A 15,527-nucleotide genomic window follows, 5' to 3' on the forward strand; every position below is an offset into this window, starting at 1 on the left:
ATTCCTGCGCAGGCAGGAATCCTTTTATTATTAGTTCAAATTTTATGCGGTTTTCCCGGTTAGTACAACCGTACTCATGGTTTTATAATATTCTTTCTTCCAAAATTTTAGAAGGAAGTCCAAATCGTTCAAATAGGATTTAAAGGGTTCGATTTTGAAATAGTCCAACCGGTCTTTGTAATGCTCTATAAAATAGTTGGTAAACTCCGTAGAGCAAACTTGGGACATCAATATATGTTGAATATCTTCAAGGCTCTCCCTGACGAAGAACGGATTTTGTTTATCAGGAAAAGCATTAACGATGTCATCATAGAACTCAACTCCAGAATTGGGATTAAAAAAGACGACGAATAGATCTTCGGTATCATCCCATTCCTTGAAACCATTCTCATCACCAAAATAGCCTTCTAATCGTGCTCGTTTGAGGGCTTCCTTTTTTTCTTGATCGGTAAGTTCTAGGGAGTTATTGTAATACGTAAAAAAACCATCTAAGAAAGGATTCAAATCCTGGCTTCTTAAAAATGCAATTAATGAACCCTCATTATAATCCAAAAAGGCTTGTTTTTGTAGAGATAGGATGGATTTAATTTCTTGCTCATCCTCTAAAAAACTGACTTCTGATCTTGCTTCTGTCGAATTTTTTTGATCTAAAATAAGATCTGCATCAAAGGGCTGGGCTGTGAAGTTACCAGAAAACCACCACTCCTCTTTATACTTGACCAATCCAATATAAATGATATTATCTTCGTGCAAATCCTCTACAGGGTCAAATGATTTTTTAGTCATTTTAAACAACATTCCTGAGGCAATATGCTCTAAGCTAACATCGGTCTCAGACTGCGATTTGTATTGAAAAAAGCCTTTTATTTTTGGTGAAATATTGGAAATAGCCTCGTAATCTGCATGTGATGGTCCTAAAGCTGCCTTGGCCCATTCTTGAGCGGTAAGCGCTAAAAGTGAGCTGACCTTGTTGAAGGTATATTCTTCGGTTACTTCCCTTATATAACCCATTATGACATCAGGCTCTTCATCAGTAAACTCATCGACGAAGCTAAGAATTTCTTGATCTAAGCGAGACTTAATGTCGGGATAGAACAAATAAGACTCAAAAAAGAATTTCTGAAGATAATCTCTCGTTTTATAAAATCTATCGGCATCTGCAACTGACTTTGAATTGAAGTCGTAGAATTTCTTAAGCATTTGATTTTCTGGAGCAAATTCATAGTCTTCATCCAATATATCCATGATTTGCACAGCAATCTCGAATATAAACTCATTGAATGGATTAATAAGTTTCTCGCCTTGTACTGTGTTTAGATAATACCATAATAGAAAAGCGACATCCTCCAGATTGATTTCTTCATCAATATAGTTTTCGTCAAGGGTATAAAATGGTAGGGGCTTGTCATAGGCTTCAGCATGGAGTTTTTTAAAGGTCTTCCAGATGTTAGTTTGAGAAATCACATCTTCGTAATAACATGTGATAAAACAACAGAGTTCTATAAGATCATCTTCCTCTATGATTTCAAATAATTTTAATTTTTGTTGGTCATTTATGGAAGAATAGATATCGTTGGCAATGTTCAGATAGTGTATATCTGTTCTTCCACTATAATGTTGCGGTTTTAATTGTAACCAATGCTTTATATAAAATTTCTTCATCTGTTTTTTTTGAAATTTAATGCTCAATTAGTTTCCAGTCGTCGGTCTTCCGTCAAAAACATATTTTCCTAATCCCTAACCTGTCCGTACCGAAAAGGCACGTTGGGGCAGGCCCCTAATTCCTTATGCCTATTTCTGCACACTCACCTTATAATTAATGCCATAAGTCTTGGTCAAATTATCATCATTAAAAATATCTTTTACAGGACCTGTAGCTATTTTTTTAACGTTCAAAAACGTAACCCAATCAAAATATTCTGGAACGGTTTGCAAATCGTGATGCACAACCACCACTGTTTTTCCTGCTTTTCGCAATTCTTTTAAAATATTGATGATGGCAATTTCTGTGGTAGCATCTACGCCTTGAAAGGGCTCGTCCATAAAATAAATGGAGGCATCCTGAACCAAGGCCCTTGCCAAAAAGATGCGCTGCTGCTGACCTCCTGATAGCTGACTAATCTGTCGGTTTTTAAAAGGAAGCATGCCCACTTTTTCCAAAGCTTCCAAAGCTGCTTTTTTTTCTTTAGCTCCCGGACGTTTGATCCATCCTAGGCTACCGTAGGTGCCCATCATGACCACATCTAGTGCAACGGTAGGAAAATCCCAATCTACACTTCCTTTTTGTGGCACATAGGCCACGTGTGAGCGTTGTTTGTGATAAGGTTTGCCAAAAATGGTCACACTGCCAGCAATAGGTTTTAAAATACCTAAAATAGCTTTGATCAAAGTGGATTTTCCTGCTCCATTAGGGCCAACAATGGCCATGAGAACGCCTTCGGGAATCTCAAGATCGATATCCCAAAGTACTGGTTTGTAATTGTAGGCTACGGTTAAGTCGTCTACCTTTACAGCCACAACCCCTGCGCCTGCCTCGTCAGCAGACAGGGAGGCAGGGGTCTCTTTATTGGAATGCGTATTTTTCATGTTATCCATTTCTGAAATTTCATTTAAACTCTTTATTGTTTTAAAGAATTAGTGCTCTCTATGCTATTGAAGTCAAAATTAGAAATTGAACATTCTGGGTTTCTTTGAATATAGAGATTCCATCATATTTGTTCTGATTTTCTCAAGATCAACTATGTTGAACCAAACGGTTTGCCTTCGAAGGAATTAACGCAAAGCATTCACAATCGTATTCACATTATATTTAAACATTCCAATATAAGTCCCTTCAGCAGTGCCCGCATTTCCGAGCGCGTCAGAGTACAACGTGCCTCCAATTTCAACCTGGTGGTTTTTGGAGTTTACCGCGGCCTGAAGTGCTTCAATAGTACGTCTTGGCACAGAACTCTCCACAAATATGGCTTTTATCTGCTTCTCAATAATAAAGTTAGACAAATTTTGAACATCCTGAACACCGGCTTCGGTGGCGGTGGACAAGCCTTGTAAACCAACGACTTCAAAACCATAGGCTTGGCCAAAATAATTGAAGGCATCATGGGCGGTAACCAAGATCCTTTTTTCCTTCGGAAGTGTATTGATAATACCTTTAATCTCCGCATCCAAGACTTTTAACTCCTCGAGATAGGTGGTACCGTTTTCCTTATAAAATTCCGCGTTTTCCGGATCGGCTTCAGAAAGTTTTTGCACCACAAAAGAAGTGATGAGTTCCCAATTATGGACATCAAACCAAATATGAGGGTCATAATTAGAAGCAAAATATTCTGAACCAATCAACGTACTTTTTTCCAAAGCATCTGATACCGCAATGGTTGTGATGTTTTGGCTTTCCATTTTCTCAAAAACATCCACGAGCTTGCCTTCCAAATGTAAACCTCCATAAAAAATCAAATCGGCATTGGCTAATTTGGTGACATCGCCTGCACTGGCTTTATATAAGTGTGGATCCACACCACTTCCCATCAGTCCTTGAATGTTAAGTTGGTCACCGCCAATATGATTCAACAAATCTGTGATTATTGTTGTTGTAGTCACAATATTGAGCTTGCCATTATTTGGTCCAGATTCTTTGCAAGCAGACATGCTTATTAAAGTTAATAAAACGAAAACTATTTTTTTCATGAGCCTAAATATATGTTGCGAAGGTACTAAATTAATGAGGATGCTGTGTTGATTATTAAGGTTTTCTCATGGAAACCGAAGCGGATATCTAATAATTATTGGCGGTATAAAATAAGTATACAACAGGTTGGACTTACAAAACATCAATAAGACCCAACCTGTTGCTGAATAAATACTCACTTAAAAATTCTAATTATTAACGACTTTAGGATGGCAAATTGTCGCATTAGTATTATGCTTGTTTAAACTATCTCTTTGTGTTTTAGAATGACTGCAGTCTCAAGAAATCCTATTATCCAAAGGCGATTCGATTAATGTTAGCACAAATCTAATTAAAAGTTTAGATAAAACTAAATAATCTTTTTGTCTAAAAAAAATTTATATTTGTAGATAATATAATTTTGTATGACACTCGCTGAAGAAAATTACCTCAAAGCCATTTATCATTTAGAAAATCAGTCCTCAAATGATGTATCTACCAATGCCTTAGCCGAAGAGATGCAAACCAAGGCCTCTTCGGTTACTGACATGATCAAAAAATTGGCCGAGAAAGGTATGGTTTCCTATATTCCGTATCAGGGTGTTACCCTTTCTAAGACAGGTCGTGCCTATGCGGTTAAGGTGGTCAGAAAACATCGGCTTTGGGAAGTATTTTTATTAGAAAAATTAAACTTTTCATGGGATGAAGTGCATGACATTGCCGAACAATTGGAGCATATTAAGTCAGAAAAACTAACGGACAAGCTCGATGAGTTTTTAGGGTTTCCTAAAGTAGATCCGCACGGCGATCCGATTCCTGATAAAGATGGTCATTTTGAAAAAATTGATAAAACAAGTCTTGCAGATGCTGAAGAAGGCTCAACCTACCTATGTGTCGGTGTTGATGACAGTTCCAACGATTTTCTAAAATATTTGGATGCTAATCAAATCAGTCTTGGCACCACCATCGAAATCGTCCATAAAGAACCTTTTGACAATTCGGTAAAAATCAAATTTAATGATATTGAATTGGTCGTGTCAGAAAACGTCGCCAACAACTTATTCTTAACCGCTGTTTAGCCATCGTTGTGTTTCTTCTTAGCGAAACTATTCCAGTATAAAACACCGCTTTATTAAAATTAAAATTCAGTAACTTGGGCTTTCAAATTTAATTCTATTTGTATGGTCCGTTTCTTTAGTCTCCTAGTAAGCCTTTTTAGTCTTCAATTTGCCCTTGCGCAAACGCAGAAAATACCTTTTCAGCCCATGGATGTCTTCGCATTGGAGTGGGCTACTGATCCTCAGATTTCTCCTGATGGTACGCAGATTGTTTACAAAAGAAATGGGTTTGACATCATGAAGGATAATGCCAAGGGGAATCTATGGATTCTCAATACTGACGGCACCTCGCATCGTAAATTGACCTCAAGGGAAGTCAGTGAATCACAAGCAAGTTGGTCGCCGACGGGAAATCGTATAGTGTTTTCAAGTACTACAGATGAAGGCTCAGAAATATATATGTATTGGACAGCAACAGGTCAAATTGCAAAAATTTCGCAATTGGAAAAATCGCCAAGTTCCTTAACCTGGTCGCCTGACGGGAAATGGATTGCTTTTACGATGTTCATTGCTGAAAAACCACCTGTTGTAGCCAAATTACCAGAAAAACCAAAAGGTGCCAAATGGGCGGAATCGGCACGAATTACTGACCGACTCAAACATGAAGCTGATGGCAGTGGCTACATGGAACCAGGATTTACCCATGTATTTATAATTCCCTCCGAAGGTGGCACCGCTAGACAATTAACTTCGGACAATTACAATCACCGTGGAAATCTGTCTTTTTCTCCAGATGGGAAAGAGATTTATTTTTCTTCGAACCGGTTTGAAGACTGGGAATACCGATTTAGGAATAGCGAAGTTTATAAAGTGAGTGTTGATACCCAACAAATAACCGCATTGACCTCTCAAGATGGACCGGATCATTCGCCGCAGGTATCGCCTGACGGAAAAACGGTTGCTTATCTTGGGTTTGAAGATCGTGTTCAGGACCATCAAAACACCTTATTGCATTTGATGAATAGCGACGGCAGCAATAAACGCATCATTTCTTCAAATTTTGATAATAGTGTTTCTGATATTACTTGGGGTTCAAATGGCAAAGGCCTGTATTTTATGTATGACGAAAAGGGCAATTCTAAAATAGGCCATATTACAACTTCAGGGAAAATCACAAAACTGGCCGACAATGTTGGCGGAACAACCATAGGAAGGCCTTATGCCTCTGGATCCTATTCAGTATCGCAGAATGGGACTTTGGTATACACACAAACCCGTCCAGAATATCCAGCGGAGTTGGCGGTCATCCAGAATAAAAAAGAGTCGCGGTTAATTACCAATTTAAATGCCGATGTGCTTGCATTCCGTGAGTTAGGCAAAACAGAGGAAGTTTGGTACAAATCAACTTTTGATGGCAGGGACATTCAAGGTTGGATTGTCAAGCCTCCCTTTTATGATGCCTCTAAAAAATATCCACTGTTAGTGGAAAATCACGGCGGTCCGATTTTAAATTATGGCGACCGATTTACGGCTGAAATCCAATTGTTTGCTGCTGCAGGCTATGTGGTTTTTTATCCAAACCCACGAGGCAGTACAAGCTACGGTGAGGAATTTGGGAATTTATTAAAGAATAATTATCCGGGGCAGGATTATAATGATGTGATGGATGGTGTAGATTATCTGGTGGAAAAGGGTATTGTAGATAATGATAAATTATACGTGACAGGTGGCAGTGCCGGCGGAATCATGACCACTTGGATGATTGGAAAGAACCATCGCTTTAAAGCTGCCGCAGTAATAAAACCTGTGGTCAATTGGATCAGTAAAACCTTGGTGGCCGACAATTATTATGGCTATGCCGAAAAGCGTTATGAAGGGCAACCTTGGGAGAATTTTGAAACTTATTGGAAATTCTCACCTATTTCATTGGTGGGTAATATAGAAACCCCAACGATGGTTATGGTCGGGATGAACGATTTAAGAACCCCACCAAGTGAATCAAAACAGCTATACCATGCTTTAAAACTCAGAAAAGTAGAGACGGTTTTAGTCGAAATTCCCGAGACCTATCATAATATTGCCCAACGTCCGAGCAATTTAATTAGCAAAGTAGCACATATTTTGGCTTGGTTTGAGAAATATCAATAATTTGTAGACTTACACAACGGTGTGGCGCATAAAAACTCACTCTACTGAAAAACCTATCCGAGCTGAATTTATTCAATTATTTTTCCTAAATTTGTATCCAAGTAGATACAATATTTATGTTTTTTATTGAGAAAACATCTGAATTTGATAAATGGTTAAGAAAGCTAAAAGACTTTAAGGCAAAAGCTAAAATCATATTCAGAATTCAAAAATTGGAAACTGACGAACATTTTGGCGACTGTAAACCAGTTGGAAATGGAATTCGGGAAATGCGAATAAATTTTGCCAAAGGCTATCGTGTTTACTTTAAAGAAAAAAACGGAAAAGTAATCGTTCTGTTAGTTGGCGGAGACAAATCAACTCAACAACAGGACATTGCTAAAGCAAAAGAAATTTGGAAAAAATTAAATAAATAGAAAATGGGAACTTCAAAATTTGAAATAGCCGATTATTTAGACAGTAAAGAAATGATTGCAGAATATCTTAATACTGTTTTAGAAGAAGGAAATAATGCGGATGTGATTAATGCAATTGGACATATTGCGAAAGCAATCGGAATGACAAAAATTGCGGAGGAAACTGGTTTGAGCAGACCAAGTTTATACAAAGCGTTATCTGATGGAGCGAAACCTCAATTTGCAACAATTATGAAAGTATTAAAAGCAATCGGAGGGCAAATACAAGTGAATCCAATCTCAACTTATGAAAATTACGACACCACAACACCGTAATTAATGACTGGTTCTCGCCTACTTACGAAAATCCTCGCAGATTTTCTATTTGGTGTTAATTTGCTAAATTTCGTGCTTGAAACACGGCGCTAATCAATATACAAAACCGATTGTTTATTAAGATGTCAAATTAATGACAACTATTACAATTATGGGCATCACCAAAAGCTTTTTTCTTTTTTGACTTTTTCCAAAAGAACTTTTTAACTAAGAAACTTAGTGCAAGTCCGAGGGCTAAAAAAGCTAATATGTTTTGAATGATATCGTTCATTTTATTCAGTATTCAGTCGCATCCATCGGTCATCGGTCCTCTGTCACCCGTCCTTTAATTACTTCAACACCTGAAATGCAATCAATGCTATAATATACGCAAAAGCGCTCATAATGACAAGCTGTAAGATTGGCCATTTCCACGAATTGGTTTCTCGTTGCACAATGGCTAAGGTGCTCATGCACTGCATGGCAAAGGCGTAAAACAGTAACAACGAAATTCCTGAAGCAAAATTAAATAGTGGACCTCCCAAAATCGGATTCACCTCTCCTGCCATTCTGTTTTTGATGGTTTCTTCGTCATCACTTCCAACGCTATATATGGTCGCCAAGGTGCCTACAAAAACCTCGCGGGCGGCAAACGAGCTCACCAGTGCGATACCAATTTTCCAATCGTATCCCAAAGGTCTGATGGCAGGTTCAATGGCATGCCCTGTAATGCCAAGAAACGAATGCTCCAGTTTTTGGGAGGCCACATGCTGCTCTATTTCATCCTCGGAAAGGTTTTGATTCGCAAATTCCGTGGTGACAATTTCTTCAGCCTTATTGAACTCATCTCCTGGACCATAAGAGGCCAAAAACCAAAGAATGATTGAAATGGCCAAGATGATTTTTCCAGCACCAAAAACGAAGGCTTTGGTTTTTTCAATAACGGTCAGTGCAACGTTCTTTAACAATGGCAACTTGTAATTTGGCATTTCAACCACAAAAAAGGTCTTGCTTCTAATTTTAAGGATTTTGTTTAAGATCATTGCTGATCCCAAGGCAGCACCAAATCCGATAAGATATAAGAGCATTAAAGTCATGGCTTGATAGCCTAATCCAAAGAATCGTTTATCGGGAATAACTAAAGAGATGATAATGAGATATACTGGCAATCTTGCCGAACAGGTGGTGAATGGCGTCACTAAAATGGTGATGAGTCGTTCTTTCCAACTTTCAATATTTCGGGTCGCCATAATTGCGGGAATGGCACAAGCCGTCCCAGAAATTAGAGGGACTACACTTTTTCCACTCAATCCAAAGCGCCGCATGCCTCGATCCATTAAAAAAACCACGCGACTCATATATCCCGTTTCTTCAAGTATTGAAATAAACAGGAATAAAAAGGCAATCTGAGGAATGAAAATGACAATTCCTCCCAATCCAGGAATGATGCCTTCTGCCAATAAATTAGTAAAAGTACCTGCGGGCAGTGCGTTTTTTGTCCATTCGCTCAATGACGCAAATGTGGAATCGATAAAATCCATAGGTACACTAGACCAATCATAAATGGCTTGAAAAATAGTCAATAAGATGAAAAAGAAAATCACATAGCCCCAGACTTTATGGGTTAAAATAAGGTCCAATTTAATCCGGAGGTCTTTGGCCGTGCTTAAATCTATGATTTGGCCTTTTTTAAGCGTTTCGTTAATAAACTGATAGCGCTTAATGGTTTCCTTTTGCTGAAGGCGCTTGAGGTCGGCTCTGGATTTGGTTTTAAAATCAGCAACAGCCTCGATTTCATTTCGGTCCGTCTTACCAAAATTAACGTCTTGGGTAATTACCAGCCATAGCTTATATAATAACTGGTCAGGAAATGCCTTGCGCAAGCCATCAAAATAGTCCTTGTCAATTTCCGAAGCATTCATACACGGAACAGTTGACAGTTCTCTATAATTGGAAATCAATTCCTTTAACTCGTCAATGCCGTAGTTTTTTCTGGTACTTACCAAGGCAATCTTAGTGTTCAACTGTTTTTCTAAATAGGGAATATCCAGAGAAATACCTTTATACCGCATTCTATCCGCCATATTGATGACCAGAATGCTCGGGATTTCTAAGTCTTTGATTTGTGTAAAAAGGAGTAGGTTTCTTTTCAGGTTCTCAACATCGCTAACAACTACGGCAACATCTGGAAAATCCTTATCGTTTTTGTTGAGAAGTAATTCAATGACCACGTTTTCATCCAAAGAAGACGCATTCAAGCTATAAGTTCCTGGCAAGTCAATGATATGCGCTTTCACGCCTCGGGACAACTTGCAGATGCCTTCTTTCTTTTCAACGGTAATACCGGGATAGTTGCCGACCTTTTGGTTCAAGCCGGTAAGCGCGTTAAAAACTGACGTTTTACCTGTGTTTGGATTTCCTATTAGTGCAACATTGATCTGTTTACTCATTAGAGAATATCGATTAAGATGTGGCTTGCCGTCTCCTTTCTGATGGCCAAATGAGTGCCATTGATGTTGAGGTACATCGGGTCAGAAAAATAGGCCACTTGAACAAGCTCAACAAAATTGCCAGGAAGACAACCCATTTCCAACAGTTTAAGTGGGATGTAAATGGATGAAACATCAGTGATAATACCCCGTTGTCCTTTTTTTAGATGTGCGACCGTTGCCTCCAAAGCTTATTTAGATTGATTTTAAAGAAGCAAAAGTAAACGAAAAAATTTTATTGTAAGGTGATTGAAGATAAAAGTTTGGCTTTAAAAATAATCTGTTTTGCTCACCTTAGAGCTTAGTTTTAGGAAGAGCTGTCTTCATTACCAAATTTTACCGAGACTTGCTGTTTGTAAGTAATTGGCCCACTAAATTCATGATTGGTGCGGTATGGATTCTTGATTTTGACATCTGCGCAAATCCGGGTATTCCTGAAATTTATTTGCGTTGGTCTCTACCAATACTTAATAACCTCATCTGTTTTCGTAGAACAAAAAAAGCACCAAAGATTCTATGTTTGGTGCTTTTTCGAGGACTAACTCGTTTATACTATTTTTTAAATTTTCATTCGTAAAATAGAGAACGTGCTAACCTCCATCGGCTCTACAATTACCAATTAAACAGATGGCAATTGAAACGCACAATGTGCTGTTAAAAATAATTTTCTTAAAAAACTTCATCTGTTACATTTTAAAAGTTATTAAAAGTCAGATGAAAATTGCCACTCACAGAAAGTGACACATTTCATAGCAAGATTTTCCAATCCTATAAGGTAGATGCTTAAACTATAAAAAGGTTGCGTCATAAAGATTCTTAAGATGAAAAAAAGTCGTATTTTAGCTTCAATAAAAAACTAGAAAAAGAACAACAAATGAGTAGTGAAAAAGACGCAAAATTAAAAGCCCTAAAACTGACTTTAGATAAGTTGGATAAAGCCTATGGCAAAGGAACTGTTATGAAAATGAGTGACCAAGCTGTGGTGGATGTTGAGGCTATTTCTTCAGGTTCATTAGGTTTGGATATTGCTTTAGGGGTTGGTGGCTATCCACGTGGTCGGGTAATTGAAATATACGGACCTGAATCTTCAGGTAAGACCACCTTAACCTTACACGCCATTGCTGAAGCTCAAAAAGCGGGCGGAATTGCAGCATTTATTGATGCTGAGCACGCTTTTGACAGAACTTATGCTGAAAAACTTGGTGTAGATTTAGAAAACCTGATCATTTCCCAACCTGATAACGGAGAACAAGCATTGGAAATTGCCGATAATTTAATCCGTTCCGGCGCCATTGATATTGTAGTGATAGATTCTGTTGCAGCATTAACACCAAAAAGTGAGATTGAAGGTGAAATGGGTGATTCTAAAATGGGACTGCATGCCCGATTAATGTCGCAAGCTTTAAGAAAACTGACGGGATCCATAAGCAAAACCAATTGTACCGTTATCTTTATTAACCAATTACGTGAAAAGATTGGGGTCATGTTTGGTAATCCTGAAACCACCACTGGTGGTAACGCCTTAAAATTTTATGCTTCTGTAAGATTGGATATCAGACGCTCCACACAAATTAAAGAAACTGATGGCGGCGTGTCTGGTAATAAAACACGTGTAAAAGTGGTAAAAAACAAAGTGGCACCACCATTTAAAATGGCTGAGTTTGATATTATGTATGGTGAAGGAATTTCTAAGGTTGGTGAGATATTGGACATTGCCGTTGATAATGAAGTTGTTAAGAAAAGTGGTTCATGGTTTAGCTATGGAGACACCAAACTGGGCCAAGGTAGAGATGCCGTAAAAACCTTAATCAAAGATAATCCAGAACTCATGGATGAATTGGAAGCTAAGGTTAGAGCCATCGCAAAAGCTGCTACTTCTGGCGACGATTAAATAAATCATTTGAAGCTGTTATGCAGCTTGAGTAAAAAAATCCCTTTTTTGAGGGATTTTTTTATTTTCTGACGCAACCTTTAAGACGAAAATGCATCTACTTAATGAAAAAGAAAATATATCCTAAAATCAAAATTCTTATGAAAAAATTAGTTTTTTTATGTGTAGTTCTATTATCGCTGGCATCCTGTAGCATTGACGATTCCAATGATTTTTATAACGAAATACTTCCAATAGAAAGCGTTGAAATTCCGGAAGAATTTGTTATTGGTGAAGTTTATCCTATTACCGTTAAGTACATCAGGCCGTCCGGTTGTTATGTTTTTTACGATTTTTACTATGAACGCGATTTAAATCAGCGAACCGTTGCGGTTGTCAATTCCGTATTCCCAAATCAAAATTGTGGTATGTCTGAAGATGCTGAAGTTGAAGCCACGTTCAATTTTAAGGTGACCAATAATGGCACTTATATTTTTAAGTTTTGGCAAGGTAAAGATGACACCGGAACAGATTTATATTATATTGTAGAAGTACCAGTTGTGGAACCGGAAGCATAAATCGAACACTAATCCTATAAATGTGGGTTTAGAACAACTCATTATCAATTGTAAAAAAAACGATGCTAAAGCTCAAAGCCAGATATATAAGCTCTTTTCGGGTAAATTGTTTTCGCTTTGTCTTAAGTATTCAAAAAACTATGCAGAAGCACAAGATAATCTGCAAGACTCTTTTGTGACCATTTTTAACAAGATTGATCAGTTTAGCCATAAAGGTTCTTTGGAGGGGTGGATGAAGCGTATAACGATTAACACGGCGCTTCAGCGGTATAGGACTGTAGGTGTTTATGATATTGTCAACGAAGATCAAATTGAAGATGTTGCCATTGAATTGGATGATGAGGACATCGATCTTGATTACTTATTGAGCATCATCCAAGAGTTGCCCGACAGGTACCGATTGGTCTTCAATCTTTACGTTTTAGACGATTATTCACATCAGGAAATAGCCGATATGCTGGGTATTTCAACAGGGACCACAAAATCAAACCTTTATAGGGCACGTATGATTTTAAAAGAGAAAATAGAACAGTACAAAGTGCATAACCATTCGCAAAGTTTATAAATGAATGATAAAAAACATATAGACCGCATTTTTCAGGAGAAATTCAAAAATTTTGAAGCCACTCCAGATCCTGCTGTATGGGAGAATATCCACAATAGCCTGCATAAAGATAAGCGCAAACGACGCGTGGTGCCGTTATGGTGGTTTACCGCAGGGGTTGCCGCTATTTTGGTCGTTTTGTTGACCGTTGGTGACATTTTTAATGGTGGTGAAAATTTTATTAATCCTGAGACTCAAACCGTTGGTTCCGAGCAAACACGAAGTTCAAGCGAACCTTCTGTAGAGTTTGTCAAGGATGATACTGAAATCAAATCAGGAGATATTGAAAATGATACCACCAATGATTTAGTAAATACCGAAAAGCCTGAAATTCATGATGAAAATTCTCCGAAGGATTTGCATAAAAAGAGGATTAACAATACCGATAAAGCAGCTACTCAAATAGCCAATAGCCGTTCAAACAACATCAATCGTACGGATTCTCAAGACAACAGTTATGCTGCTCAAAACAAGACAAGCAAGGTATCAAATGTCGATGAAAATACCATAGCGAACCACACTGGAGAGTCATCTGATCGTATTCAAAAAACTACCGATTCAGATCAGCCAAAGGATAAAGTCAACTTGGACCCTAGGAAAGATCAAACTCGAATGGCCAAGGTCACTGATCAGAACCATTTGAAAGAATCAAAGACCAATAAAGAAAATAACGATCGTATTGCTTTGAATAAAGAGCAAGAAAGTATTGAAGAGGCTATTGCCAAAGCCAATTCGACAAATGAAAAAGAAAAAGAAGAGCAACCAAACAGGTGGAACATTTCCCCAAATGTGGCACCTGTTTATTTTAACACTTTAGGAAAAGGCTCTACTATTTCCAATCAATTTGTAAACAATAGCAAAAGCGGTGAAGTTAATATGAGTTATGGCATTAATGGTAGTTACGCTATCAACGATAAGATAAAAGTTAGAGCTGGCATCAACAAAGTGGCCTTGGGCTATAGTACTGATGGGGTCATGGCGTTAAACACCATAAATGGATTTAATGGCAACTCAGGAAACAACGATTTGCAAAACATCAATTTCAGGAGCCAAAAAGCAGCGGATTCATATATGAGCACTACCAATATCAATTCTTCCTCGGCACCACAGTTTATGGTAGCTAACGTTAATGGGGCCTTAGAACAGCAGTTCGGATATATTGAAGTCCCTTTGGAAGTGGAATATAGCCTCATCAATCGTAAATTTGGTCTGAATGTTATTGGAGGATTTAGTACGCTTTTCCTTAATGACAATGAAGTTTATTCTGTTTTAAATAACGAAAGATCGCTATTGGGCGAAGCAAATAATATCAATAGTACAAGTTATAGTGCCAATTTCGGACTTGGATTGAATTATGATATATCACAAACCCTTAAATTAAATCTTGAACCGATGTTTAAGTATCAATTTAACACATTCACTAATACTTCGGGCGATTTTAGACCTTATTTTATTGGTGTTTATACAGGTTTTAGTTTTAAGTTTTAGATTTTTTAGTTGGTTAGGTAGTTATTGCAGAAGTGCAATAACGATGAAAAAGCTGCTCTGTGCCAGGAGTGGCTTTTTTAGTTTTTATGATAGTCCAACAATTGTGTGAGGATAATTGTTCGTGCTTTGGCATTCAGTGCTTTAGAATCTTTCGAGGTGAGACCCTCTGTACTTATAAACTTATGGACCTTGGCACGCATTTTTCCCGGGCCTCCACTAAAAAAGACATACGAAAAACGTTTTTTATTATCTGCAAAAGTCATGGGTACAATGGGAATTTGGTGATTGATGGCCAATCGGAAGGCACCGTCCTTAAACGCATCCAATATCATGGATGTATCGTCAGGCACACCCCCTTCAGGAAAAATGCAGATACTCAAGCCCTGTTTCAATCGCTTTTGCGCCCTTAAAAAAACAGCTCGTCGACTTTTTTCAGAACTTCGATCCACCAAAATGCAAGTGCGTCTATAAAAAAATCCGAAAATTGGAATTTTGGCCAATTCTGCCTTTCCTACAAATACAAAGGGATTCTTGGCACTTATCAGCATCAACATAATGTCTGCCATTGAGGTGTGATTGGCAATAAACATATAGCTTTTATCTGGGTCAATGGGTTCTTCTCTATTAATGATCCATCTAAAACCCATGCCCACTAAGATGATTTTCGCCCATAACTGGGCCAACTTAAAGAAATAAGGATACCAGGATTCCTTTAAAATTGAGAGTACTAAAATTGGAAACAATAGTAGGATTGGCAGGGTTACTAAAATGTAAAACCAAATGCGATACAGGATCCAGAAGGGGTATTTCAAAAATTTCATCGGCTCAAAACTAATTAATTTAATTGAGCTATTGTTTGAAAAAAACTTTACCCGTACCCTAAAATAAAATCAGGATGAAAAGAGATTCCTGACTGTG

14 protein-coding genes are annotated in these 15,527 nt (G+C 37.9%); 8 read left to right on the top strand and 6 right to left on the bottom strand.

The window, feature by feature from the left end:
• Window positions 1-42: 42 nt before the first annotated feature.
• From H3Z82_RS03925 to H3Z82_RS03935, 3 genes are all read right to left on the bottom strand, one after another.
• Window positions 43-1,662, bottom strand: a complete 1,620-nt coding sequence (locus tag H3Z82_RS03925) for a DUF3843 family protein (protein ID WP_182202688.1) — start codon at window positions 1,660-1,662, stop codon at window positions 43-45.
• Window positions 1,663-1,791: 129 nt separating this feature from the next.
• The gene (locus H3Z82_RS03930) at window positions 1,792-2,586 is read right to left on the bottom strand and encodes a metal ABC transporter ATP-binding protein (protein ID WP_235982366.1); all 795 of its coding nucleotides are present in this window, start codon (window positions 2,584-2,586) and stop codon (window positions 1,792-1,794) included.
• Window positions 2,587-2,772: 186 nt separating this feature from the next.
• A complete protein-coding gene (locus H3Z82_RS03935; RefSeq protein ID WP_182202690.1) occupies window positions 2,773-3,684 on the bottom strand; it encodes a metal ABC transporter solute-binding protein, Zn/Mn family in 912 nt (303 codons plus the stop codon).
• Window positions 3,685-4,089: 405 nt separating this feature from the next.
• On the opposite strand from H3Z82_RS03935, the gene H3Z82_RS03940 reads away from it, so the two are divergent.
• The 4 genes from H3Z82_RS03940 to H3Z82_RS03955 all read left to right on the top strand — a co-directional run bounded on the left by H3Z82_RS03940 (window position 4,090) and on the right by H3Z82_RS03955 (window position 7,601).
• A complete protein-coding gene (locus tag H3Z82_RS03940) occupies window positions 4,090-4,743 on the top strand; it encodes a metal-dependent transcriptional regulator (RefSeq protein ID WP_182202693.1) in 654 nt (217 codons plus the stop codon).
• 102 nt (window positions 4,744-4,845) lie between these two features.
• The gene (locus tag H3Z82_RS03945) at window positions 4,846-6,870 is read left to right on the top strand and encodes a S9 family peptidase (RefSeq protein WP_182202695.1); all 2,025 of its coding nucleotides are present in this window, start codon (window positions 4,846-4,848) and stop codon (window positions 6,868-6,870) included.
• A gap of 116 nt (window positions 6,871-6,986) precedes the next feature.
• Complete coding sequence (locus H3Z82_RS03950) at window positions 6,987-7,286, top strand: type II toxin-antitoxin system RelE/ParE family toxin (protein ID WP_182202697.1); 300 nt, start codon at window positions 6,987-6,989, stop codon at window positions 7,284-7,286.
• Between the two features lie 3 nt (window positions 7,287-7,289).
• Entirely contained in the window at window positions 7,290-7,601 is a 312-nt protein-coding gene (locus tag H3Z82_RS03955) for an addiction module antidote protein (RefSeq protein WP_182202699.1), read from the top strand.
• A gap of 329 nt (window positions 7,602-7,930) precedes the next feature.
• Here H3Z82_RS03955 and feoB read toward each other — a convergent pair whose 3' ends face one another.
• Together feoB and H3Z82_RS03965 are read right to left on the bottom strand one after the other, a co-directional pair.
• Entirely contained in the window at window positions 7,931-10,030 is a 2,100-nt protein-coding gene (gene feoB / locus H3Z82_RS03960; RefSeq protein WP_182202701.1) for a ferrous iron transport protein B, read from the bottom strand.
• Window positions 10,030-10,257: a FeoA family protein gene (locus tag H3Z82_RS03965; protein ID WP_182202704.1), complete on the bottom strand. Its 228-nt coding sequence runs from the start codon at window positions 10,255-10,257 to the stop codon at window positions 10,030-10,032. Before H3Z82_RS03965 ends, feoB begins: the two co-directional genes overlap by 1 nt.
• Window positions 10,258-10,943: 686 nt before the next feature.
• On the opposite strand from H3Z82_RS03965, the gene recA reads away from it, so the two are divergent.
• From recA to H3Z82_RS03985, 4 genes are all read left to right on the top strand, one after another.
• Window positions 10,944-11,960: a recombinase RecA gene (recA, locus tag H3Z82_RS03970; protein WP_182202706.1), complete on the top strand. Its 1,017-nt coding sequence runs from the start codon at window positions 10,944-10,946 to the stop codon at window positions 11,958-11,960.
• A gap of 140 nt (window positions 11,961-12,100) precedes the next feature.
• Window positions 12,101-12,517 carry a hypothetical protein gene (locus H3Z82_RS03975; protein ID WP_182202708.1) on the top strand — a complete coding sequence of 139 codons (417 nt, stop codon included), beginning with the start codon at window positions 12,101-12,103 and terminating at the stop codon, window positions 12,515-12,517.
• 22 nt (window positions 12,518-12,539) lie between these two features.
• Window positions 12,540-13,082 carry an RNA polymerase sigma factor gene (locus H3Z82_RS03980; RefSeq protein ID WP_182202711.1) on the top strand — a complete coding sequence of 181 codons (543 nt, stop codon included), beginning with the start codon at window positions 12,540-12,542 and terminating at the stop codon, window positions 13,080-13,082.
• Window positions 13,083-14,609, top strand: coding sequence for a hypothetical protein (locus tag H3Z82_RS03985; protein WP_182202713.1), 1,527 nt, complete (start codon window positions 13,083-13,085; stop codon window positions 14,607-14,609).
• Window positions 14,610-14,686: 77 nt separating this feature from the next.
• On the opposite strand, the gene H3Z82_RS03990 is transcribed toward H3Z82_RS03985, so the two are convergent.
• A complete protein-coding gene (locus H3Z82_RS03990) occupies window positions 14,687-15,430 on the bottom strand; it encodes a lysophospholipid acyltransferase family protein (RefSeq protein ID WP_182202715.1) in 744 nt (247 codons plus the stop codon).
• Between the last annotated feature and the right edge of the window lie 97 nt (window positions 15,431-15,527).

Source organism: Gelidibacter maritimus (assembly GCF_014062315.1).
Lineage (GTDB): Bacteria > Bacteroidota > Bacteroidia > Flavobacteriales > Flavobacteriaceae > Gelidibacter > Gelidibacter maritimus.

Excerpts from the sequence above, each read along its gene's own strand:
- H3Z82_RS03955 (WP_182202699.1), top strand. The coding sequence starts at position 7,290 with ATGGGAACTTCAAAATTTGAAATAGCCGATTATTTAGACAGTAAAGAA.
- H3Z82_RS03975 (WP_182202708.1), top strand. The coding sequence starts at position 12,101 with ATGAAAAAATTAGTTTTTTTATGTGTAGTTCTATTATCGCTGGCATCC.
- H3Z82_RS03940 (WP_182202693.1), top strand. The coding sequence starts at position 4,090 with ATGACACTCGCTGAAGAAAATTACCTCAAAGCCATTTATCATTTAGAA.
- H3Z82_RS03945 (WP_182202695.1), top strand. The coding sequence starts at position 4,846 with ATGGTCCGTTTCTTTAGTCTCCTAGTAAGCCTTTTTAGTCTTCAATTT.
- H3Z82_RS03935 (WP_182202690.1), bottom strand. The coding sequence starts at position 3,684 with ATGAAAAAAATAGTTTTCGTTTTATTAACTTTAATAAGCATGTCTGCT.
- recA (WP_182202706.1), top strand. The coding sequence starts at position 10,944 with ATGAGTAGTGAAAAAGACGCAAAATTAAAAGCCCTAAAACTGACTTTA.
- H3Z82_RS03925 (WP_182202688.1), bottom strand. The coding sequence starts at position 1,662 with ATGAAGAAATTTTATATAAAGCATTGGTTACAATTAAAACCGCAACAT.
- H3Z82_RS03950 (WP_182202697.1), top strand. The coding sequence starts at position 6,987 with ATGTTTTTTATTGAGAAAACATCTGAATTTGATAAATGGTTAAGAAAG.
- feoB (WP_182202701.1), bottom strand. The coding sequence starts at position 10,030 with ATGAGTAAACAGATCAATGTTGCACTAATAGGAAATCCAAACACAGGT.
- H3Z82_RS03985 (WP_182202713.1), top strand. The coding sequence starts at position 13,083 with ATGAATGATAAAAAACATATAGACCGCATTTTTCAGGAGAAATTCAAA.
- H3Z82_RS03990 (WP_182202715.1), bottom strand. The coding sequence starts at position 15,430 with ATGAAATTTTTGAAATACCCCTTCTGGATCCTGTATCGCATTTGGTTT.
- H3Z82_RS03930 (WP_235982366.1), bottom strand. The coding sequence starts at position 2,586 with ATGAAAAATACGCATTCCAATAAAGAGACCCCTGCCTCCCTGTCTGCT.